Origin of the sequence: Treponema pedis (genome assembly GCF_017161325.1) — a bacterium.
GTDB lineage: Bacteria > Spirochaetota > Spirochaetia > Treponematales > Treponemataceae > Treponema_B > Treponema_B pedis.
In genome coordinates, this window is record NZ_CP045670.1 from 246,777 (window position 1) to 267,956 (window position 21,180).

The 21,180-nt window shown below is 37.2% G+C and carries 19 protein-coding genes and 1 pseudogene; 10 read left to right on the forward strand and 10 right to left on the reverse strand.

Translation table 11 applies throughout. The features are described from left to right. Nucleotides 1-16: 16 nt before the first annotated feature. The 6 genes from DYQ05_RS01150 to eno all read right to left on the reverse strand — a co-directional run bounded on the left by DYQ05_RS01150 (nucleotide 17) and on the right by eno (nucleotide 7,692). Nucleotides 17-1,219: a substrate-binding domain-containing protein gene (locus DYQ05_RS01150; protein WP_029409513.1), complete on the reverse strand. Its 1,203-nt coding sequence runs from the start codon at nucleotides 1,217-1,219 to the stop codon at nucleotides 17-19. Between the two features lie 108 nt (nucleotides 1,220-1,327). Continuing rightward, nucleotides 1,328-2,347: an ABC transporter substrate-binding protein gene (locus tag DYQ05_RS01155; protein WP_206183675.1), complete on the reverse strand. Its 1,020-nt coding sequence runs from the start codon at nucleotides 2,345-2,347 to the stop codon at nucleotides 1,328-1,330. Nucleotides 2,348-2,475: 128 nt separating this feature from the next. Beyond that, complete coding sequence (locus DYQ05_RS01160; protein ID WP_206183676.1) at nucleotides 2,476-3,729, reverse strand: glycosyltransferase family 4 protein; 1,254 nt, start codon at nucleotides 3,727-3,729, stop codon at nucleotides 2,476-2,478. After that, a complete protein-coding gene (locus DYQ05_RS01165; RefSeq protein WP_206183677.1) occupies nucleotides 3,726-4,667 on the reverse strand; it encodes an ABC transporter ATP-binding protein in 942 nt (313 codons plus the stop codon). Before DYQ05_RS01165 ends, DYQ05_RS01160 begins: the two co-directional genes overlap by 4 nt. A gap of 4 nt (nucleotides 4,668-4,671) precedes the next feature. After that, nucleotides 4,672-6,294 carry an ABC transporter permease gene (locus DYQ05_RS01170; RefSeq protein WP_206183678.1) on the reverse strand — a complete coding sequence of 541 codons (1,623 nt, stop codon included), beginning with the start codon at nucleotides 6,292-6,294 and terminating at the stop codon, nucleotides 4,672-4,674. A gap of 96 nt (nucleotides 6,295-6,390) precedes the next feature. Next, nucleotides 6,391-7,692, reverse strand: a complete 1,302-nt coding sequence (gene eno / locus DYQ05_RS01175; protein WP_206183679.1) for a phosphopyruvate hydratase — start codon at nucleotides 7,690-7,692, stop codon at nucleotides 6,391-6,393. Between the two features lie 244 nt (nucleotides 7,693-7,936). On the opposite strand from eno, the gene DYQ05_RS01180 reads away from it, so the two are divergent. The 6 genes from DYQ05_RS01180 to DYQ05_RS01205 all read left to right on the forward strand — a co-directional run bounded on the left by DYQ05_RS01180 (nucleotide 7,937) and on the right by DYQ05_RS01205 (nucleotide 12,699). After that, nucleotides 7,937-8,551, forward strand: coding sequence for a hypothetical protein (locus DYQ05_RS01180; protein ID WP_024465235.1), 615 nt, complete (start codon nucleotides 7,937-7,939; stop codon nucleotides 8,549-8,551). Next, on the forward strand, nucleotides 8,533-9,294 hold the full coding sequence (locus tag DYQ05_RS01185; RefSeq protein ID WP_020964050.1) for an ABC transporter permease: 762 nt from the start codon (nucleotides 8,533-8,535) through the stop codon (nucleotides 9,292-9,294). The genes DYQ05_RS01180 and DYQ05_RS01185 overlap by 19 nt, the downstream gene beginning before the upstream one ends. Beyond that, nucleotides 9,281-10,000, forward strand: coding sequence for an ABC transporter ATP-binding protein (locus DYQ05_RS01190; RefSeq protein ID WP_029409574.1), 720 nt, complete (start codon nucleotides 9,281-9,283; stop codon nucleotides 9,998-10,000). Before DYQ05_RS01185 ends, DYQ05_RS01190 begins: the two co-directional genes overlap by 14 nt. Then, nucleotides 10,000-10,977, forward strand: a complete 978-nt coding sequence (locus DYQ05_RS01195; protein ID WP_206183680.1) for an ABC transporter substrate-binding protein — start codon at nucleotides 10,000-10,002, stop codon at nucleotides 10,975-10,977. The genes DYQ05_RS01190 and DYQ05_RS01195 overlap by 1 nt, the downstream gene beginning before the upstream one ends. A gap of 296 nt (nucleotides 10,978-11,273) precedes the next feature. Beyond that, entirely contained in the window at nucleotides 11,274-12,035 is a 762-nt protein-coding gene (locus DYQ05_RS01200) for an Rpn family recombination-promoting nuclease/putative transposase (RefSeq protein WP_206183681.1), read from the forward strand. 334 nt (nucleotides 12,036-12,369) lie between these two features. Continuing rightward, entirely contained in the window at nucleotides 12,370-12,699 is a 330-nt protein-coding gene (locus tag DYQ05_RS01205; RefSeq protein ID WP_206183682.1) for a hypothetical protein, read from the forward strand. Nucleotides 12,700-12,889: 190 nt separating this feature from the next. Here DYQ05_RS01205 and DYQ05_RS01210 read toward each other — a convergent pair whose 3' ends face one another. Continuing rightward, nucleotides 12,890-13,564 (reverse strand): Crp/Fnr family transcriptional regulator, encoded by a 675-nt coding sequence (locus DYQ05_RS01210; RefSeq protein ID WP_024470202.1) that lies wholly within the window; start codon nucleotides 13,562-13,564, stop codon nucleotides 12,890-12,892. 108 nt (nucleotides 13,565-13,672) lie between these two features. Here DYQ05_RS01210 and DYQ05_RS01215 point away from each other — a divergent pair, with 108 nt between their 5' ends. The 4 genes from DYQ05_RS01215 to DYQ05_RS01230 are packed head-to-tail and all read left to right on the forward strand — an operon-like array spanning nucleotide 13,673 to nucleotide 15,874. Continuing rightward, entirely contained in the window at nucleotides 13,673-13,966 is a 294-nt protein-coding gene (locus DYQ05_RS01215) for a DUF1858 domain-containing protein (protein ID WP_020964056.1), read from the forward strand. 25 nt (nucleotides 13,967-13,991) lie between these two features. Next, complete coding sequence (locus DYQ05_RS01220; RefSeq protein ID WP_206183683.1) at nucleotides 13,992-14,606, forward strand: hypothetical protein; 615 nt, start codon at nucleotides 13,992-13,994, stop codon at nucleotides 14,604-14,606. Further along, nucleotides 14,603-15,160 carry a hemerythrin domain-containing protein gene (locus tag DYQ05_RS01225; protein WP_024468767.1) on the forward strand — a complete coding sequence of 186 codons (558 nt, stop codon included), beginning with the start codon at nucleotides 14,603-14,605 and terminating at the stop codon, nucleotides 15,158-15,160. Before DYQ05_RS01220 ends, DYQ05_RS01225 begins: the two co-directional genes overlap by 4 nt. A 27-nt stretch (nucleotides 15,161-15,187) precedes the next feature. Beyond that, nucleotides 15,188-15,874 (forward strand): DUF2249 domain-containing protein, encoded by a 687-nt coding sequence (locus DYQ05_RS01230; protein ID WP_020964059.1) that lies wholly within the window; start codon nucleotides 15,188-15,190, stop codon nucleotides 15,872-15,874. A gap of 153 nt (nucleotides 15,875-16,027) precedes the next feature. On the opposite strand, the gene DYQ05_RS01235 is transcribed toward DYQ05_RS01230, so the two are convergent. The 3 genes and pseudogenes from DYQ05_RS01235 to pyrG form a co-directional block, all read right to left on the reverse strand. Then, entirely contained in the window at nucleotides 16,028-16,741 is a 714-nt protein-coding gene (locus DYQ05_RS01235) for a potassium channel family protein (RefSeq protein ID WP_024466523.1), read from the reverse strand. 3 nt (nucleotides 16,742-16,744) lie between these two features. Then, nucleotides 16,745-19,196: pseudogene (gene gyrA / locus DYQ05_RS01240) on the reverse strand (DNA topoisomerase (ATP-hydrolyzing) subunit A). Between the two features lie 345 nt (nucleotides 19,197-19,541). Next, complete coding sequence (gene pyrG / locus DYQ05_RS01245) at nucleotides 19,542-21,155, reverse strand: CTP synthase (protein ID WP_029409581.1); 1,614 nt, start codon at nucleotides 21,153-21,155, stop codon at nucleotides 19,542-19,544. Nucleotides 21,156-21,180: the final 25 nt, after the last annotated feature.

Sequence of the window (21,180 nt, forward strand, 5' to 3'; positions counted from 1 at the left end):
GCGGTTTGTTTAAATGTTAGAATTTTAATTTATCGGTGTAGTTTGCACCTGAATTTGTTTTTACCATATTAACCGCAAAAGCGTCAAAGTTGTTAAGATTGGTAAATTTATCCAGGCAGCTGGATTCATTTTGACCGTCTCCTTGAACTATTGTTAAGTCAATGTTCAAAAGAGGCGCATAGTATTTTAATGCCGGTAAATATGAAGAAGAAAGGAAGTTATCGTTTGAATTGTAAATTGTAAGGAGAACCTTTTTCTTTTCCGCTGTTGTCTGTTTAATGCCCGCATCGCGTGTTCCCCCAAGGTACGATGTATAATTTTCCATAGTAACACCTGAGTTTGCAGCCATAACGGCTTTTACATCAGCCCAATATTGAACGGGAGCGGAAATTTGGTTTCCGTAAGAATCCGGAACGGTAATACCCTTTGTGTAAACATCTTCACCGGTTAAACCGTCAAGCAAGTTTCTTAAAACCTGTAAGGTTGCAGTTGCCTGTGCGTCTACGTTTTGTGAAACTGTTCCTGTAAGCATACCTTTTCCTACAGCTTCAATTGCATCGGCATTTGCGTCATACCCGAAAATAGGAACGCCTGTAGGGTAATTTGAAGCTTGTAAACAACCCATTGCCATACCGTCATTGTTTGAAATTACCATATCGATTTTATCTGCGAATTTCGTTGCCCATCCGCCCATAGCTTCGGTAGCGGCATTTGCATTCCATGTTGAACCGTCCGTTCCCGTCATTGCCTTACCTTCAAGTTCTACGACTTTAAAAGTTTTTCCTCCGATTGTAACGGAGCCTTCTTGTACGCTTCCCGGGTCTGTGGAACCGTTCCAAGTTCCCAATGCTTTTCGGATACCTTCGGTTCTTGCTTTTGAATCATTGTGTCCTACGTCTCCGATACAAAGAACATAGCCTAACATTCCGTCTCCGTTTCTATCAATGGAAGTATCGGCTTTGGCAAGAAAATCCATGATAAGTTTTCCCTGAACTGCACCGCCTCCGGCAGCATCAAAGCCTACATAATATGTCTTGTCGTTCCAATTCATAGAATCCATATCGATTTTTCCCGTTGTGGGATCCGAGGGCTGTCTGTTAAAGAAAACCAAGGGTTTATCCTTGTTAAGAACTGCATTTGTGTTTCCAGAACAGCCGATTGCAAAGATAGTGCCGGAAGCAACCAATGCCGCCGCCGCTATTTTTAAAAATGATTTCATTATTGACCTCCAAATGAAACTGTCTACCGTTAAGATAACACTTTTAAAAGAAATTGTCTAGCGTATCCGTAAGTTTTAGGAAAAACGGCAAAATTAATATAAATAACGCTAGTTTGAACGGAGGCTTGCAAATTTTTCTAAAATTTTCTTCCGCTCGCTTCCGAAAGTACTTAAATCTTCCTTGATAAGCTTATCTTTCGGTAAACCCAAATTGAGCCCCTGTATTCCGGGTTTTATAATTTGTGCCGAATCTTTTCCGTCGAGTCTAGCAATTATTTCTTGAGCCTCTTTTGTAAGCATAAAATCTATAAAGGCTTTTGCAATATCAAGATTATCTCCGCCTTTAAAAACGGCAACACCTTCGGGTACCCATGGAATTCCGTCTTCAGGATATATAACTTCCAAGTTATGCTCTTCTGCGGCTTTAAACGCCTTTCCGTCCGCCGGAATAATTCCGATTGCAAATTCTCCCTGAACGGCCTTTTCTTGAGGGTCTTTTCCCCTTTTTGCTAAGAACGGAACATTTTTATTCAGTTTTTCCCAATAAGCCCAGCCGTCTTTTTCTCCCAACAAATCAAGTAAGCCCTTAACTCCTGCATACATAGTTCCTGAAATTGCAGGGTCCGGCATAAGAACTTCTCCCTTATATTTAGGGTCTGCAAGTTCTTTCCATGTTTTGGGCATGGATAATTTTTTTTCCGCCAATACTTCTTTATTTCCGATAAAGCCTACAACAGTAATACCCTTTGCAATCCAAGCTCCGTCGGCATCTTTGTATTGTGCGGGAATATCTTTTGAATAGGGAGAAATATAGTTTTCCAAAAGTCCGTCCGCTTTGGCAGCCATAAAAGCGTCAAGGCCTCCTCCGAACCAAACATCGGCCATAGATTTTCCTTCCGCCCTTGTGCGGGCTAAAACTTCTCCGCTCGACATAGAAAGAAATTCTACCTTGGCTCCCATTTTTGCGGTAAATGCATCGAAAAGTTCTTTGTATGTGCTTGTTGCAACTACATTTAAAGTTCTTCCCGAAAAATTACCTTGAAGGCTTTCCGCCTCCTGATTGCCTCTTGCAAAAGCCGATAAGCCCGCTGCGGCTAAAAACAACAGTATGAAAATTTTATTTTTCATTTTAACCTTCCTTATTAAAAAATTTAATAAACCGGTAAGAATATATAAAAATCCTACCGGAGTTTTAATATGACGCAGTATAAACAAAATAAAAAATAAAATCAATATATATATTATTTTTATAATAATTAGGATTTACGAATAATTTTTTCGATTTTTTCTATGATAGTATCCCATGAATGCTTTTTAATTTCTTCGGAAACTTGGGCATAAAGGTTTTCTTTTAGTTTAATTCGCATCATTTGAAGCATAATTTTTTCGGCAAGACGGTTTATAAAATCCCGTTTATCTTCTTCAACTGGTTTGTCTACATCATATAAACTCGGAAGTTTAACGTATTCTATAATTCCGCTTGAATTCGCTTTTTCTCCCAATAAATTTATAAGCCCTTCTATTTCCGTCGTAACGGCTAAAAGTCCGCAAGCCAAGGCTTCTATTGCGATAAGACCTAAGGCTTCATAATACGAGGGAAGAATAAAAATATCGGATTGTTTTAATACATTACTCATTTCAAGCTGTGTAAGCGCATTATGAATTTTTAACTTATCGCTGTTTTTCGCATAGAGGTACAGTTCTTGTTTTTGCTCTTCCGAAGCGTTGCCTACTAAGGTTAATTCCGTATTGGGGAATTTTTTTAAAATAACTGGAAGAGTTTTTGCCAATTCAAAAACACCCTTTGATTGCGATATTTTTCCCGCGTATATCAGTCTGAAAGTTCCGTCGAAGGTATGCGGCGTATTATTATTAAAAATCTTCGGATTAAAACCTCCTCCTACCAAGTGAAGTTTTTTATCGGGCACGGAAAAGATATTTTTTATTTCGGTAATATCTTTCGGACTTACGGCAAGATAGGCGGTTAAATTTTCTATACTTTGAATACCGTCTATATATGTTGTTTTTAGCCGGCCGTTTTTTTTAATTTGTCTTATGTCGGTTCCATGGCAAACGCCGATAACTTTTTTATCGCAAAATATTTTTTTTACCAATGCGGTTAAAATAAACAGATGATGAGTTATAATTAAATCGGGGTTAAATTCTTCCTTTGCTTTTAATAATGTTTGCTTAAAATTTTTTATCCAAATATCAAACATTTCTTCCGTCATTTCGGAATAAACCGTAGAAGTATACGGCATAACATCGCTCATGCCCGCAATGGGAAAATTTAAATCGGCTGTTAAAAATTCTATGCGGAATTCTTTTATGTTATAATTTGTACTTTCACTAAATAGCGAACAAAAAGAATTTTCGGAAAAAGGTTTTTGTGTTCCGTAAAGAACGGCGCTTGTATGACCTTTTTTTGCCAAGCCTTCTACAAGTGTGGTAAAATAAACTCCGCTTCCGGTTTTCATCGGAAGCTGTGCAATGCAGTGCAGTATTTTCAATTTATATTCTCCGGTTGGTATTCGGCAAAAACCGTATCGCCGGTTTTATATTTTTCCCGCGCATTTAATATAAGCGCTTTTAAATATGTATTTTCAATATTAAGAAGCAGCTCCAAGGTTTCGCCTTTAAAAATAATTTGCTCTATAACCGCTTTTTTTGCATTTTCATTTTTACGGTCTTTTGTTATTGTAATCTTTTCAGGACGTACATATTTTCCGTCAATTATATTTCTTGTGCCGATAAAATCAAGAGCGAATTGATTCCGCGGATTGTTATAAATATTTTCCGCAAAGTCCTCCTGCATAATAACGCCTTCATTCATTAAAATGATTTTATCTGCAATTTCAAACGCTTCGCTTTGGTCGTGCGTAACAAAAACGGAGGTTACCTTAAATTCGTTTTGCAGTCTTTTTATTTCACGCCTCATGGAAATTTTCAGTTTTGCATCTAAGCTGCTTAAAGGTTCGTCGAGAAGTAATAACTTGGGTCTTATAATTAAACTGCGGGCAAGAGCCGTTCTTTGTTGTTCTCCGCCTGAAAGTTCCGAAATATGTTTTTTTTCACAGCCTTCAAGGCCGACGGTTTTTATCATTTGCATTCCCAAGCTTATGCGTGCTTTTTTCGGAATATTTTTAAATTTTAATCCGTAAATTATATTTTGTAAAACATTCATATTAGGGAAAAGTCCGTACGATTGAAATACGGTAGACACCTCTCTTTCTTCAGGCGGTACGTTTGTTATATCTTTTCCGTCCAAAATTATTTTACCGTCATCAATTTTTATAAAGCCTCCGGTTGCGCGGAGAATTGTGGTTTTACCGCAGCCTGAAGGCCCCAGTAAGCACAACATTTTCCCCTTTTCCAAATTAAAATTTATATTTCGTATTGCGAATTTATTTCCGTATTTTTTTGAAACGTTTTGTAATTGTAAATACATAAAATTATCCTTTCTTTTTTAAAATAAGTAAATAAACCGAATTAACCGTTACGCAAATTAAAATTATCAATAAGGCAATTACGGAGCCTATTTCATAATTTCCGCTTTGAATAACATCGAACATTACAAGCGTTAAAACCTTTTGACTCGGATATATTAAAAAAATAATTGAACCTAAGGTTGTCATGGTTGAAGTAAAAGCATTTATAAACGATATGCCGAATTCTCTCTTATTTAAAGGAAAAATTACATCGACAATTTCGTTTATTTTTTTACCGCCCAAATCGCGAACGGAATTAAGAGTGTCCGCACTTATTTTTTCCATACCTGCATTTCCTATTTTCGTGGAAAAAGGAAGCTGTTTAAAAATAATATTTAATACAACTATACTTGCAGTACCTGTAAGCATAAGCGGTTTTGAATTAAAGGCTGAAAGATAGCCTAAGCCGAAAAATGTTCCGGGTATAATATACGGCATAGTTGCAATGAAATCAATTAACTGCATTATTTTAATTTTCCTTATTTGTTTATAATATGCAATAAGTATGCCTATTACACTTCCGGATATTGCCGCAATTAAACTGTAAACTATACTGCGCAAAACCGTATTTGCAATATGCGGTTTTGTAGAAACTATATTTTCAAAAGTAAAAAAAAGTTTCCCCTTTTTCATTTTTGTAAATGCCGATAATATAATTGAAAAATATTGAAGGCTTATCCATAAAAGAAAGAAGACGGCTGTAGCGGATATTATGTAAAACAGTATGCCTCTTTTATTTAATCCCAGTTCGGAAGAAACCGTTCCGTGTGAAATTTGAGACAGGTTATTTATGTTTTTACGGTAAAATAAAAATACAAATAATGCGGGAAGTAAAATTAAGATATTCAATACGGCGGACTTTCCTAAATTCCCTTCCGCAATTACTGCAAAATAACTTTCGGAAGCTAAAACATTAAAAGAGCCTCCTATAATTGCAGGCGTTCCGAAATCCGATAAGCTGCGTAAAAAAGTAAGGAGCGAAACCGCTTTTATTGAAGGGAAAAGATTGGGCAAAATAATATCCGAAATAATTTTGTTTGTTGAAGCTCCCAGACTTCGTGCACTGTCGATTTGCGCCTTGTTTAATCCCGTTAAAAAGCCTATTAAAATTAAGGCCGTTAATGAAAAATTGCTGAGAGATTGCATAAGCACAATGCCTGTAATTCCGTATGGGCTTTTTGAAATTCCTAAAATATAATAAGAAATTAAACCTCTCCTTCCGAAAAGGTTTATGTAAGTAAGAGACGTAACAAATGGAGGGCTAATCATTGTTACAGATAATATAAAAAAAATGAGCGTTTTTATTTTTTTGGAAGAAAAATAAAAAAATAATGCGGAGGAAAGAGCTGCAATTAAAGTAAGAGCGGAAGTACAAATGCCCGTAACGGCGGAGTTGTATAAAAGCCTTAAATTGTTTTTAAAAATGTTTTGAAATAAACCGAAGGAAATTTTTCCGTTTATAAAAAAGCCTTCTTTAAAAACCGCTGCAAACGGAAATAAAATAAATATTACTGTAAGAGCCGAAATAATAACGATTATTAAAAAATCGGCTGTGCGGTTTTTATCTGTTGACTTTATAAATTTCAAAATGAATAATCTCCGGCAAGGTTTTAAAATATCCTTAAGTATTTAAAAAAAAGCAGACGGGATTTAACCCGTCCGCTTACGGTGTGTTATAAATATTTATTTTAATTTCAGATTGGAAAAAGTTTTAATACCTGCATAGCGGGCATTAACGCCTAATTCATCTTCAATCCGCATAAGCTGATTGTATTTTGCAATGCGGTCGCTTCGGCTCATTGAACCTGTTTTAATTTGCCCCGTTTCAAGAGCGACGGCAAGGTCTGCAATAAAAGCGTCTTCGGTTTCACCTGAGCGGTGGGAAATAACGGCTGTATAACCCGCTTTTTGGGCCATTCTTACTGCATCGATTGTTTCGGTTACCGTGCCTATTTGGTTTAATTTAATTAAAATTGAATTACATGCCCCTTCTTCAATTCCTCGTGCAAGGCGCCGGGTATTGGTTACAAAAAAATCGTCGCCTACAATTTGAATTTTACCGCCGAGCTCCTTTGTCATTCTGGCATAGCCTTCCCAGTCGTTTTGGTCAAGCGGGTCTTCGATTGAAACGATAGGATAAGAAGCTATCCAGTTTTTAAAAAGGTCAATCATTTGGTCTGCGGTAAAAAGTTTCGACGGTTCGGATTTCCAAAACTTGTAGCCTTTTTTTTCTCCTTCATCGTAAAGCTCGGAAGAAGCGCAGTCTAAAGCAATAACTACGTCTTTACCCGGTTTATAACCCGCTTTTTCGATTGCTTTCATAATATAATCCAAGGCTTGAACGTTTTCGATATTCGGAGCAAACCCTCCCTCATCTCCTACGGCGGTAACATGGCCGTCTTTTTTAAGAATATCTTTTAACGTATGAAAAACTTCTGCGGTCATACGTACGGCTTCGCGCAGGGAAGCGGCTCCGACCGGCATTATCATATATTCTTGAAAATCGATTTTGTTGTCGGAGTGTTTTCCGCCGTTAATAATATTTGCCATAGGAACGGGCATTTGAAGAGTGTGAGCTCCGCCCAAGTATCTGTAAAGGGGTAAGCCCAAACTGTCGGCGGCGGCGCGTGCTACCGCCATGGAAACTCCCAGCATAGCATTTGCGCCGAGTTTCGATTTATTTTCCGTGCCGTCAAGAGTAAGGAGCATTTTATCTATTTCCGCCTGGTCGAGAGCATCGGCTCCGTCAAGCTCTTCGGCAATAACCGTATTAACTTGGTCTACAGCTTTTAAAACACCCTTTCCGCCGTAACGAGATTTATCTCCGTCACGCATTTCCAAAGCCTCATATTCTCCCGTTGAAGCTCCCGACGGAACACAGGCTCTTCCGTAGCTGTAATCGCTAAGCTGAACTTCTACCTCAACGGTAGGATTGCCGCGCGAATCCAAAATTTCACGGCCTTCAATATAAATAATATCGGACATCTTAACCCTCCTAGATTGTTATGTACAATTATATAATTGTAATCTTATTCATCAATAAATTCAAGTATGCGGAAAATTAACTTGAGTTTGTTTATCGCTTTATGTTATTCGATTTATAAAAAATATCGCTTGTAAGGATAATTTATAAATTAAATATTAAATAAAGTTTACAAAAATTATTGACAAAAATAATAGACTGTGATATTATCACGCTCCGTAAAAAAATGCACGCTATCGGAGTTATATGAAAAAATATATATGGTTAAATCCTATAGTTGTGAATGCGTACAATACGGAAGACTTAAAAGAAGAATTATTTAAATTGGGTTATATTATAGTTTCTCATAATATAAACCATTTAAAAATCGTATTGGATAAGTACCGTAATTTTCTTTCGGATAATTCCACATTACTGGACCAAAGATGTCCTATGATAACCGAATATTTTAAAAAAAATAATTTTACGGTGATATATCACAACATTGAGCCTATTTTAATTCATGCTGCAAGAGAATTGGAAAATAGGAGCGATTTAAAAGACGGACAAAAATGGATTGTAACACCCTGTTTGTCTTTAAAATCTTTCGGAGATAATTTGAATTTAAAGAATACTTATTTTATTACATGGGACGAATTTGTAAATGTACATAAACTTAAAATACCTTTTAAACCGCTTAAGAACAGTCCTATTCCTATGGGGTTTTTTGACTCTATCGCTGAGAATGTATTAAAAATAACGGATAACAATATTTCCGATTTGACACAGGAAAAACTGAATAAATATAAATTGGTGGAAGGCCTTTTTTGCCGTAACGGCTGTCATAACGGAGACGGAGTAAAATGTATTCAAAGCAAGTAAAAGCCGTTATAGTTATAGCCTTATTTTTATCATGTTGGCAAATTATATCTCATTTAAAGATATACAGCGTATATCTTCTTCCGTCGCCTTTAGCGGTATTTAATTGTTTTGTTGAAGGCATATCCGACGGAAGTTTAATAACTCATATATCAATAAGTATACAGCGTGTTTTTTCAGGATACTTTATCGCTTTTGTAATTGCAATTATGTTTTCTATTGTTTCTTTAAATTATCCTAAAATAATGGAATACTTTGACTCAATAATACAATTTATGAGAAATGTTCCTCCTCTAAGTTTAGTTCCGCTTTTAATACTTTGGTTCGGTATAGGAGAAAAATCAAAACTTATAATAATAATACTCGCATCTTTTTTCCCGATGTATTTGAATATAGATAAGGGCTTTAAAAGTACCGACATAAAACTGATAGAAGTGGGAAAGTCGTTCGGATATAGTAAAAGTGAAATCTTTTTTAGAATTATACTGCCTGCCGCAATCCCGGATATATTAGTCGGAATGAGGATAGGTATGGGTTATAGTTACAGAGCTATAATCGGCGCTGAAATGATTGCTTCAAGCTCGGGGCTCGGATATATGATAAATTTTGCAAAATCTCTTTCTCATACCGATGCCGTAATAGTGGGGATAATTACAATAGGTATTTTAGGCTCCTTGTGCGATTATATTTTTAAAATATTTATTAACCGTTTGTTAAAGGATACCAAGGGAAATGGCTGGAATTGATATTAAGAATTTAACGGTGGAACACAATATTGATAACGGTATTCTTAGAGTTATAGATAATTTAAATTTGCACATAGAAGAAAATAAAATTACCGTTATCTTAGGAAAATCCGGCTGCGGCAAAACCACCTTATTGAGAACAATAATGAGTTTGGAAAATCCTAAGTCGGGAACCGTAGATAAAGGTACAATAAGAATATCATATCTTTTTCAGGAACCTCGTCTAATGCCGTGGCTTAATGTTTATCAAAATATTCTTTTCGGTAATCGGGATAATTCCGATAAAAAAATGCGGGAAGATTATATAAACGCCTTAATTGAATCGGCGGGCTTAAGCGGATTTAAAACCCTATATCCTCATCAGTTGTCGGGCGGAATGCAAAGCAGGGCTGCATTGGCAAGAGCTTTAGCTTACAGCTCCGATTTTGTTCTGATGGACGAGCCGTTTGCCGCCTTGGATTATTTTACCAGAATTAATATGCAGCAGGAGCTTATAAAGCTTTATACTTATAAAAATTTCGGGATTTTAATGGTAACTCACAGTATAGATGAAGCTCTCGTATTAGGTCATAAGATATTGCTTATGGGTATGGGAAAAATACAAAAATCGTATTCCGTTGATTCCGAATTAAACAATCGGGATTTATTGGATACTAAATTTATTGAAATTAAAAAAAATATAATAGAAGATATGAGGAGGCTATAATGCAAAAAATTCTATCTATTTTATTAGTTTGTTTGGTTTTGGCGGCAGGTTGCTCAAAAGAAAAAGACGGCACGGCCGGCCGAAAAGGTAAAGAAATGCAAGCTCAAGAAGAAAAGCTGAGTCTTGATAAGTTGACGGTAACTTATGTTACTTCACCGCTGAATGTTCCTTCAATTATTGAAAAAGAAAAGGGAATATTTAAAAAATATTTGCCGAATGTTGAATTAACGTATGCGGAAATTACAAGCGGTGCGGAACAAACTCAAGCGTTGGCATCGGGCGATGTGCATATTTTACATGCCGTAGGAGGCTCTTCGGTAGCGGCGGCGGCCGCTGCAGGTGCGGATATTAAAATCATAAATATGTACAGCATAGCTCCGGAAGCTTTTGCCCTGTATTCTAAAGACGGCTCTCTTACTTCACCTGAATCGTTAAAAGGAAAAACAATTGCAGGGCCTATGGGAACAAACCTTCATGAGCTTTTAGTTTCATATCTTGCGACGGGAAAAATGAATATTGAAGATGTAAATTTTGTAAATATGAGTATTCCCGATGCATTTGCAGCTGTAGAAGGAGGGAGTATTGACGTTGCAATGCTCGGCGGTCCTGCGGCGTTTAAGGCTTCGCAAGTCGGTCTGCATAAGATTACGGACGGCAAGGGCTTAATCGAAGCAATTATCTGTGTTGCATCGACACAAAAATTTTATGATGAACATAAAGATATTTTGGAAAGAATTGCCGCAGCGCAAGAAGAAATCAGAACGTTTATGAGTGAAAATGCGGAAGAAACTAAGGATATTGTAAAAACCGTTCTTAAATTAGATGATACCGCATATAATACTATGTATCCTCAATATAATTTTTCCTTATTTACTACGGAACAGGATATTGAAGGCTTGCAAAAAACTGCGGATTTTATGTTTAAAAATAAAATGATAAAAAATCCCATACAAGCCGGAAGTTTGTTTATTAACTGATTAACGAATCGCCCGTTATCGATTTATGCCTGATAACGGGCGATTTTTATTTGACGTCTTGCCGTAAGCTTAAGCCGTAAACAAAAGCCGCCTATTCATTTTAAATAAACTTTTTTTAATGTAAAGAATTAAAAAGCGTATTATATTTTAAATACGTAAAAGTTTAAAAACCTCTATATAAATTGAACTGGCCTTGTCTTTGTCCGCTATTTGCAGCCTTTTAAGAAATTAATTTTCCGTATCTTGTTTATAATCCTAACTTATGTTAAAATTCGAATAAACCGTAAGGAGAAAAAATGAAAAGGTTTGAAGATTTAACATTTACGGACGATTTTATGTTTTGTAAGGTTATGCAAAATCCGAAGCTATGTAAAAACCTTATTGAAATGATACTGTCCGATACAATCGGTAAAATCAAATATGTCTCGGTGCAGCACAGTATCAACACCTATGAACAGGCAAAGTCCGTAAGGTTTGATGTTTCGGTGCAAGCGGAAAACGGTAAATTTTATGATGTGGAAATGCAGGTAAGCAACGAGAGAAATATACCTAAGAGAATGAGATTTTACCAAGCTGCCCTGGATATTTGTTTTTTGGATAAGGGCAATTCGTATAACAATTTAAATGACAGCTTTATAATTTTTATCTGTTTATTTGATGTTATAGGCAAAAATAGAGCCGTTTATACCTTTGAAAACCTTTGTGTAGAGGAGAAAAACACCCCTTTACAGGACGGAACGAAAAAGGTTATAATAAATGCGGAAGCCTTTGAGCATACTGAGGACAAAGAATTAAAGGAATTTTTAGAATACCTTAAAACGGGTAAGGTAAATAATGAATTTACAAGGGGGATAGAAGAAATGATACGGACGGTAAAACAAAACGAAGAGGCAAGACAGGAATACAGATTATTATCAACTTTTGAAATGGACGCTAGGGATAAAGGGGCTTATGACAACAAAAGAGAAACGGCAAAACTTATGAAGCTGAAAAACTTTGATATAACTTTAATTAAAGAAATAACCGGGCTTTCCGAATCCGAAATAGAAAAACTGTAATTTTATAAGGGGCTTATAAAAAGCCCTTTTTTTATTTTAATGTAACTTTACAATTTGGAAATAATTATCTACATATGAAAGAAATCTTAAATATGCATAAAACCGTTTTTTAAAAAAGGCCTGACAGTTTAAAATAACATAATTTAGGCGGAACCTGGTAAAAAAGTTTTATGTGAGTAAGATTGGAAATTCTGTAAAAAAGGGTACGGAAAAGGAGTTTTATATGAAACATAAAAATAAGGTTTACATTATCGGAATGCTGATTTTTACAATCGGTATTATAGCATTGTCTTCAGGCTGTTCTCAAACAAGGAAGATACAAGGTGTTTGACAATTGACAGGTGAAACGGTAAACGGCACATCAATTACATTACCTGATTTTATTACTACATATTACTGCTTTACAAAGAAAAACCTTATGTATATAGTTATTAAAAGCGGCAGCGGTCTTAAAAGGAGCGAGCCCATAGCATATACCGTTGACGGAAATAAATTGATAATCAGTACAGGAGAAGGCTCGCCCCTTGTAATCAAGGGAAAAACCGCAACAATTACCGATGAAAGCAAAAATCCTAATACCGGACAAACACATAAAACAGTTAAGACATTTACAAAGGTAAGTTCTCCTACACTTAAGGAGATTGAAAAGGCTCCGAAGTTATAAGGATAGTACTGTTATATTGAAATAATTTAATTTCAATATAACAACGAATTTCGTCAGGGCTTAACGTTTTTCAGGTTCCGAAAACGAAAGACCTGCTTTTTAAATAATTGTTTATAAAAATAAAGCATATCCATACATTTCTATCATAACTTAAATTTCCCAATTTTATTTTAACTTAATGTCTTTTAATCTACATTTCAAAATGTTTGGTGCGTATAATATGAAACCTGTTTTTTTCAGCCTTAATTAAACCTTCTTTTTGCATTTTGCTTATTTCATTGGATAATGCGCTTCTATCAACACCGAGATAATCCGCAAGCTGTTGGCGATTAAACGGAAGTTCAATTTCCCAAGCCCCCGCCTTAGTTGCCTGATAAGATAAATACGAGCGCAGTCTTCCCCTTATCGATTTTGAAGATATATGAAACATTCTGCGCGATAAGTGTAAATTTTTTTGTGCAAAAATAAAAATAAGATTTTCAATTATTTTATTATGGTAGCCGCACATCTTTTTGCAAACGGTTAATAAGGGTTTTACTTGTAAAAAAAGAATCCTGCATTCTTCCGCGGCGACAACATTTACCATAAGAGCCTCTCCTGAAGCAAATGCGTATGTTTCACCGAAAACCTTTCCTGTGCCTATTTTATTCAAAACGGTTTTATTACCCCAAATATCATCATTTTCAATCAATACTCCGCCTGATAATACTAAGCCGAAAGAAGTAACCGTACTTCCAGTATGCCACACCGATTCTCCTTTTACATATTGCCGCTCCTTTGCTCCGAGGCAGGGCAGTACACTTTTTATTTCATCAATAGTAAGCCCGCGGAATAAAACCGTATGAGATAACATAAAAAAATCCATAAATCTTTCCTTTATGTTGTTATAACAACATAATTATTTTAATTATTATAGTATTTTATATAAAGATAAACAAGCCTATCGGTATTAAGATAGGAATCGGAGGTTTTTATGCAAAAAGAAATAATCGGTACATATTCACCGTTAAGTACGGGAAACGGGCAAATTAAAAACTCGTCTGAAAAAAATCGAAAAGACCCGATTAACGGCTCAATGCTTATAGGGGAAATATTACATAAATATCCTCAAGCGGCATCCGTTTTAATCGACCACGGAATGCACTGCCTGGGCTGTCCCTCTTCTCAGGCGGAAACATTATCCGACGCTTGTTTAGTGCACGGCCTTGAAAGCGAAAAGGTTGTAACTGCCGTAAACAAGGCTTTAAACTGCTATTGTGAAAACTGATTGCAAATAGCGCAAGGAGAAATGAATGAGTTTATTTTTAAGCAAGATACATTATGAGCTGTATGATAAAATACGCTTACAAGAACAATTAACGGATTTTTTGCTTACGGATATAAAAGCGGAAGGCTCCCGGTATAATATACATCCTTTTTTATATTCCGGCGCAGGCGAACTCCCCTTACCCCCGCTTGAAACGGTTATAGACACCGCTAATATTCACGGTTGGCTGCAAAACAGGATTGACAAAGCGGAAAACCGTTTTGCTCTTTTAGTTACCGCACTCGTGCAGGATAATCCTTTAATAATGCCGGTATTGGAAAAGGCCGCTTTCAGATTCGGTATGCAATATGCCGCGCCTTCGGATTCAAATGCCGAAGAGGCTTTTCAATATATTTCCGCATTGCTTTTAGACGGAATGCCGTGTACCAGAGTACAGACGATAGAAGAGCGCAGCTCCTCCCGCGTCGTTTGGAAACGCATTGCCTGTACGCACAGCCGGTATTGGGAAGATAGAGGCGGCAATATCGAATTATACTATAGACTTAGAGCCTCACTGATAAACGGAATTCTCAATACAACTTCCGTAACCTTTACGGAAAAAGACTGTGTATATACTCTTTTTGAAGGAGAAAAAAAATGAATGCTGTTGAAATTATGGTACAGGAGCATAATGCTATTTTACGTCTTATTACCGTTATACGTTCCGCATGCTGCCGTATTTTGGAAGGCGGGACCGTAAATATAGAAGATTTTACTTCTATGATTATCTTTGCCCGAACTTATGCGGATAAACATCATCACGGAAAAGAAGAAGAGATTTTATTTCTTACTATGACCGAAAAACTGGGACAAGCTGCAACAACTCTTATACGTCATGGAATGTTGGTAGAGCATGATATGGGGCGGTTTTTTATAACGGAATTGGAACAGGCGTTAAAACGGTATGCCGCCGAACCCAATACGGAAAATAAACTGGACATTATTATGAGAAGCAGCGGATGGGCGGATTTACTTAAACGGCATATCGAAAAAGAAAATACCGTTGTATATCCTTTTGCCGTAAGAAGTCTTCCTTTTGAAGTTTTAAATGAGGTGGACAGGAAAGTACAATTGTTTGAAGAAAAAGCTGAAAAAGACGGCATACAGCAAAAAAGTTTACAACTGCTGGAAGCTCTGGCTTTAAAATATTGTTAAATTTTATAACACAATGGAGGTTTTACTATGAGTTATGAAAATTGGAAAGACAGGATTGAAAATTTTGAATCCGTAGATGTAAGGCACATGCAAGGGAACTTTTTCCCTTGGCTGCAAAAAAAAGCGGCTTCGGTTAAGTCGGGAAGCGGTATAAAGGTTATTCAAACCTTTGAGCCTTATCCGTTATACGAAGCCATGGCAAATTTAGGCTTTGAACACCATACGGAACAGGCGGCCGAAAATGAATTTCATGTATATTTTTACAGAGCGGAAGAAATTGAAAATTCGGACAATACGCCTTTCCGTCCTATTGCTCTTTTAAATTATCCTTTAATTGACGAAGAGCTTGGAAAAATTGCCGTCGATTTTTGGCACCTTACGTGGAAAAATCCCAAACGGTCATTGCCCTACGAAACGAGGCTTTTATTATCTTTAGCCAATGCGGTAGGGGCGGGAAGAATGCGTCAGGCTTCACGCGAGCTTATTAAGGCATATAGCTGCGGCGTTGAAACCGCCGTATTTGACGATATTTTTGAGCTGTTTGCATGGAATCAGGGAATAGGATATTTCAGTTCCGAAATAGGCCCTTCTCCGCTTTTTCAAGCTTATAAGCTTATTAAAAATCAGGAAAAAAACGGAAAAAGCCGCGAGCTTATTCTTGAAATGCTTATGGAAAAATTCGGAGAAAAACATCCTGAAGTAGGCGTTCAATAGAGCGGCGAATTAAAGAAAAAATTTCAAGGCGGGGCGAATGGTTTTTATAAAAATTATCCGCTCCGCCTGATGTTTTGTTAAATGCAAGTGGGGTTTTAAACCGCCTGTTACATAAGTTCTTAATTCGTATTTTACGGGTAAATTATATGGAAGCTATTTTCCAGAAAAAAGATTTTTAAATACGGCTGCCGCAAGTCCGGTTTTACCGGGGATTTTACCTTCGGTAAAAGCATAGATATTTTCTTCGGAGGCAACAATTAAAAGCACATCATCTTCTTCAAATTTATAATTGGGGTCGTCCATAAAAACGAATTCTTCATTTGTTTTTTTGCGGCGGGCGACAATATTTACGCAAAAATCCTTTCGTAAATTTGCCTCGATTAAACTCTTCCCTATATATTTTTTATCGATACCGACTTCCGCAAGAGCGAGGTCCTTTGCTATGGGCATAAATTTAAATAAAAGCTCCGCAGCTAAAATCGGGGTAGTCCTTTTTGCAGCCTCGCTGTCGGGATAGATAATCTGTGTAGCTCCTACCGTTTGTAAAAGCTGCCCGTGTTCGTCCGATTGAGCTCGCACAACAATGTTTTCAATTCCGATGTTTTTTAAAATGGTTGTACTTAAAACCGATAATTCTATTTTACGCGTAAAGTCTACTATTACAGTATCCGTTTTTGAAGTTAAAACCTTTCTAAGAGAGGTTTCGCTTATATCTTCTATTACGTGGGCGGAAGCGGCCTTGCCTTTATATTTATCTACAATATCCTTATCCGAATCGATAATCGAAATTTCAGCTCCTATTTTAGAAAGTTCATCAAGCATTCTGATGCCGAAAGTTCCAAGCCCCATAATAGCGAATTTTTTCATAAATTACTCCTCCTCTTCGCGGGCAACAACATCAAGACCTATTAAAATATCCGGTTTTTTCTATATCGAGAATGCGTACCCCTTGAGCCGCCCGTCCCATAGTTCCGATTGTGTTTACATTTACGCGGATAGTTTTACCTTGTCCGGTTATGCAGACAACCTCATCATCATCAAGGACGGTAAGAAGCCCTACAACTTCTCCCGTTTTTTCCGAAACGGTATATATTTTTTGCCCTCCGGTTCCCCGTCCGTGCGGAGAAAATTCGGAAAATTCAACCCGCTTACCGTAACCGTTTTCCGTCATTACAAGCATTTTTTGGTTTTCGGTAACACGCAAAGCTCCTGTCAATTCATCACCTGAAGAAAGTTTAATTCCGGTTACACCGCGCGAAGAGCGTCCCAGTGAGCGTATTTCGGTTTCGCTCATACGCAAGGCTTGCCCGTGCCGCGTTATAAGCATTATTTCATCTTCTCCCGTAGTTAAAATAGCGCTTACAAGTTTATCGCCTTCATCAAGTTTAATTGCAATTATACCGCGGGTCTTTGCATTTGCAAAGTTATCGGTCGTAACTTTTTTTACAACTCCCTCGGCAGTTGCCATTAACAGATAGGTTTTATCGTTAAATTCTTTTAATGAAACTACGGCTGTAATTTCTTCATCGGAAGAAACGGAAAGAAGAGATTTAATATGAGTTCCGCGGCTTGTTCTGCTTGCTTCCTGAATTTCATGAACCTTTAACCAATAGGCTTTTCCCGCATTTGTAATAAACATAAGATAATCGTGGGTCGTTGCCGTAAATATTTGGTCTACAAAATCGTCTTCTGCAAGGTTTGCCGAATTCGAGCCCTTACCTCCGCGGTTTTGATTTTTATATGCGGTTACGGGGATACGTTTTATATAGCCGAGGTTGGAAATTAAAATAACCATTTCTTCTTTTTTTATTAAATCTTCAATGTTAAGTTCTTCAACTTCATCGGCTATAATATCCGTTCTGCGTTCGTCTCCGAATTTTTCGGCAAGTTCGTTTGTTTCCGTTTTAATTAAAGCAAGGATTTTTTCGGGATGTGCAAGCAGGTCTTTTAAGTGAGCAATAAGCACTTGAAGTTCTTCCAATTCTTTTTTTAAATCTTCAATTTCCAAACTTGTAAGACGTTTTAATTGCATATCGACAATTGCCTGTGCCTGCACTTCATCAAAACCGAAACGCTTCATTAAGTTATTTTTTGCAGTTTGAGTATCGCGCGAAGCTCTTATTATTTTTATTACTTCATCGATATTATCGATTGCAACAATAAGAGCTTCCAAAATATGGGCGCGCTCTTCCGCCTTGCGTAAATCGAATTTAGTGCGGCGGGTTACTACATCTACGCGGTGTTCCACGAAATATTTTATAAGAAGTTTTAAATTTAAGGTTTCGGGTTTTCCGTTTACAAGAGCGAGGTTTATAACACCGAAAGAAGATTGTAAGGCGGTTTTTGCAAATAGCTGGTTTAATACGACTTTTACAATAGCACCGCGTTTTAATTCTATTACGATACGCAAACCCGTTCTGTCTGAAGTTTCATCGTTTACATTGGAAATACCGTCTATTATTTTATCCCGGGCAAGTTCTCCTATACGGGAAACCAAAGTAGTAGTGTTTACTTGATAAGGCACTTCGGTAAATACGATAGTTTCTTTTCCCTTTTTATCGGTTTCCACATTGAATTTTCCGCGAACAAGAATTTTTCCGCGCCCGGTTTTAAAGGCTTGCTTAATTCCTTTACGGCCGTAAATTGTACCTCCTGTAGGAAAATCCGGACCTTTCATATATGTGCAAAGTTCGTCAATTTCAATTTCAGGATTGTCAATATAGGCTGAAACGGCGTCGGCTATTTCGCGCAAGTTGTGCGGAGGCATATTTGTCGCCATACCTACGGCAATTCCGCTTGAGCCGTTTGCAAGCAAAAACGGAAATTTAGCGGGCAGTACCGTAGGCTCGGTAGTGGAATCGTCGAAGTTCGGAATAAAATCTACGGTTTCTTTTTTTATGTCTTCTACTATAGTTTCGGCAAGTTTTGCCATTTTAGCTTCGGTGTAACGGTAAGCTGCCGGCGGGTCGCCGCCGATTGTTCCGAAGTTTCCTTGCGGATAAATAACGGGATACCGAAGTGAAAAATCCTGTCCTAAACGGACTAAGGCATCATAAACGGAGGCGTCTCCGTGCGGGTGATAACTACCCAATACATCGCCTACTATTTTGGCGCACTTACGCGTAGGCCCCGAACTGCGTAAACTTTTTTCTTCCATAGAATAAAGGATACGTCTGTGTACGGGCTTTAAACCGTCCCGCACATCTGGCAAGGCGCGGCTTACTATAACCGACATCGAATAATCTATATATGCCCGTTTTACTTCCGTTTCAATCGGAACGGGAATAACCGATCCGCCTTCTTTAGTTTGTATTTCTTCCACGGTTTACTCCAAATTGAAATTAATAGCCTTAAAATGACTGTTCTTATAGTATAAAAGGATATTTTAACATAAAACTTGAATATATGGAAGAGGTATTATAAAATTAAAATCCGTTCCTTAAAATAATTATATAAAACCGATTCGGTAAAGTTTAATCGGCGGCGCCGGTCGGGTAGGGTAGGGTAGAGGGAATATAAAAAGAAATTATAAAATATTTACTTTCAGTGAAAATTATACTTAACAATATATCTTCATTACTTTTCTCATGAGAAAAACAATTATAAGTAAAGATAAGGGTTGCGTTTCTTTGTTAATTTTGCGGTTTTAAAACTTTTAAACTTACCGTCAAACTTGTATTTTATGATTTTTAACCGCTGCTTCGATAAAATCTTTGAACAGGGCTTGCGGTTTATTCGGGCGGGAAGCAAATTCCGGATGGAACTGTGCTGCAACAAACCACGGATGATTTTTAAGCTCTACAATTTCAACTAAATTCCTTTCAGGATTTATACCGCTGAAAATCATATCCGACTTTTCAAATTTTTCTCTATATAAATTATTAAATTCATAACGGTGTCTGTGCCGTTCCTGTATTTCATGAGTTTTATATGCCTTTTCGGCAAGGGAATTTGAAGCAATCATACAACGGTAAAGACCCAACCTAAGTGTTCCTCCGAGCTGTACATCTTTTTGGTCCGGCATTAAGTCTATAACGGGACTTTGACAATTTTTATCGAATTCGGAAGAATTGGCCTCAGGCAATTTTAATACATTAAGAGCATATTCAATTACCGCAATTTGCATTCCGAGGCAAATCCCGAAATATGGGATTTTATTTTCTCTTGCAAATTGAGCCGCAAACAGCATACCTTCTATTCCTCTGTCGCCGAAACCTCCCGGTACAATTACCCCGTTTGCCCCTTTTAAAACCTTTTTTGCATCGTCAAGTGACGATATTTTTTTAGAATCTACCCAAACTAATTTTATTTCCGTTTTATGATAAATCCCGGCTGCGGTCAGGGCTTCCACTACGCTTAAATATGCATCGGGCAATTCAACATATTTTCCCACAAGTGCAATAGTTACGGATTTTTCGGGGTGATGATAAGTATGAACTATCTTTTTCCATTCTTCCAAATCCGGTTTTTTATCTTCAATATTGAATAACTTGCACAAAACCTTTCCTAAACCGGCTTCTTCAAGCATTAAGGGCACTTCATAAATAGATTTTGCCGTTAAATTTTCGATTATTGCATCTTGCGGAATATTTGAAAATAAACTTAATTTTTCTTTTACCGATTTTGAAAGAGGTTTTTCGCTTCTGCAAACAAGAATATCGGGCTGAATACCGAAGCCCAGCAATTCTTTTACACTGTGCTGCATGGGTTTTGTTTTAATTTCTCCGCATTCTTTTAAATAGGGTAAAAGTCCCAGATGAACAAACATACAGTTTTCTTTACCTACTGCATAGCGTATTTGGCGGATAGCTTCTATAAACGGAAGAGCTTCGATATCTCCTACGGTACCGCCTATTTCCGAAATTATAAAATCGGCATCGGTGTGTGTAGCGGTTGACATAATTCTGGATTGAATTTCATCGGTTACATGGGGTACCACCTGTACCGTGCCGCCGTTATAACCTCCGGCTCTTTCTTTATCCAAAATCGCAAGATAAACCTTCCCTGCGGTTGTGCTGTTAAACTTGTGCAGCGGAACATCGGTAAAACGTTCGTAATGCCCCAAATCCAAATCGGTTTCTCCGCCGTCTTCGGTAACGAACACCTCTCCGTGCTGGTACGGGTTCATTGTGCCCGGGTCAACATTTAAATACGGGTCGAACTTTTGATTTATAACGGAATATCCGCGCCGTTTTAAAAGCATTCCTATAGAAGCTGCCGTAAGACCCTTTCCTAAAGATGAAACAACTCCGCCTGTAATAAAAATAAACTTCGACCTCATAAAAATTCTCCAGAACAAAAACGGA

Excerpts from the sequence above, each read along its gene's own strand:
- DYQ05_RS01150 (WP_029409513.1), bottom strand. The coding sequence starts at position 1,219 with ATGAAATCATTTTTAAAAATAGCGGCGGCGGCATTGGTTGCTTCCGGC.
- DYQ05_RS01155 (WP_206183675.1), bottom strand. The coding sequence starts at position 2,347 with ATGAAAAATAAAATTTTCATACTGTTGTTTTTAGCCGCAGCGGGCTTA.
- DYQ05_RS01165 (WP_206183677.1), bottom strand. The coding sequence starts at position 4,667 with ATGTATTTACAATTACAAAACGTTTCAAAAAAATACGGAAATAAATTC.
- eno (WP_206183679.1), bottom strand. The coding sequence starts at position 7,692 with ATGTCCGATATTATTTATATTGAAGGCCGTGAAATTTTGGATTCGCGC.
- DYQ05_RS01180 (WP_024465235.1), top strand. The coding sequence starts at position 7,937 with ATGAAAAAATATATATGGTTAAATCCTATAGTTGTGAATGCGTACAAT.
- DYQ05_RS01185 (WP_020964050.1), top strand. The coding sequence starts at position 8,533 with ATGTATTCAAAGCAAGTAAAAGCCGTTATAGTTATAGCCTTATTTTTA.
- DYQ05_RS01190 (WP_029409574.1), top strand. The coding sequence starts at position 9,281 with ATGGCTGGAATTGATATTAAGAATTTAACGGTGGAACACAATATTGAT.
- DYQ05_RS01195 (WP_206183680.1), top strand. The coding sequence starts at position 10,000 with ATGCAAAAAATTCTATCTATTTTATTAGTTTGTTTGGTTTTGGCGGCA.
- DYQ05_RS01200 (WP_206183681.1), top strand. The coding sequence starts at position 11,274 with ATGAAAAGGTTTGAAGATTTAACATTTACGGACGATTTTATGTTTTGT.
- DYQ05_RS01210 (WP_024470202.1), bottom strand. The coding sequence starts at position 13,564 with ATGGATTTTTTTATGTTATCTCATACGGTTTTATTCCGCGGGCTTACT.
- DYQ05_RS01215 (WP_020964056.1), top strand. The coding sequence starts at position 13,673 with ATGCAAAAAGAAATAATCGGTACATATTCACCGTTAAGTACGGGAAAC.
- DYQ05_RS01220 (WP_206183683.1), top strand. The coding sequence starts at position 13,992 with ATGAGTTTATTTTTAAGCAAGATACATTATGAGCTGTATGATAAAATA.
- DYQ05_RS01225 (WP_024468767.1), top strand. The coding sequence starts at position 14,603 with ATGAATGCTGTTGAAATTATGGTACAGGAGCATAATGCTATTTTACGT.
- DYQ05_RS01230 (WP_020964059.1), top strand. The coding sequence starts at position 15,188 with ATGAGTTATGAAAATTGGAAAGACAGGATTGAAAATTTTGAATCCGTA.
- DYQ05_RS01235 (WP_024466523.1), bottom strand. The coding sequence starts at position 16,741 with ATGAAAAAATTCGCTATTATGGGGCTTGGAACTTTCGGCATCAGAATG.
- pyrG (WP_029409581.1), bottom strand. The coding sequence starts at position 21,155 with ATGAGGTCGAAGTTTATTTTTATTACAGGCGGAGTTGTTTCATCTTTA.